Here is a 432-nt window from a genome sequence, read left to right as displayed (position 1 = left end):
GGCTTTATATGATGATATTGAAAAAGGCAAATTAAAAGATCCAAGAGATATAGATTCTACTCCTGAAAGTAGAAATAAATTTGATGATGCTATGGATGGATATAGAAATGGGATGAAAACTAACTTTGATGTAGATACTCCAAATGATTGGAGTGAACAACAAGCCACTTTATTCAAAGATACCCTAGTATTAAGCGCCAAATTAGCAGCCCTCACTCCTCCTCAAGGCTATCCTAATGCCCCTTATTATTTTACCCCTGAAAGATTAGAATGGGTTTATAAAAGAGGATATTTAGACAAACTCCTTGATCCAAGAATCCCTGCTATTTATAGATATAATTTTCCGCAAGAACTTCGAGCCAAAATACTAGCTTATGCTAAAGAGCATAATATAAAAGAGTGAAAATAATGAATTTCATAACTAGACTAGCC

At 33.8% G+C, this 432-nt stretch carries 1 pseudogene; it reads left to right on the top strand.

Annotated elements, in window-relative coordinates:
- Positions 1–403 (top strand): annotated as a pseudogene (locus tag AJ886_RS02695) (hypothetical protein); the annotation flags it as partial.
- Between the last annotated feature and the right edge of the window lie 29 nt (positions 404–432).

Source organism: Campylobacter sp. BCW_6465 (genome assembly GCF_001762815.1).
GTDB classification, from domain to species: Bacteria; Campylobacterota; Campylobacteria; order Campylobacterales; family Campylobacteraceae; genus Campylobacter_D; species Campylobacter_D jejuni.
The sequence above is the reverse complement of the archived record's forward strand: the minus strand, read 5'-3'. Positions and strand labels throughout refer to the sequence as shown.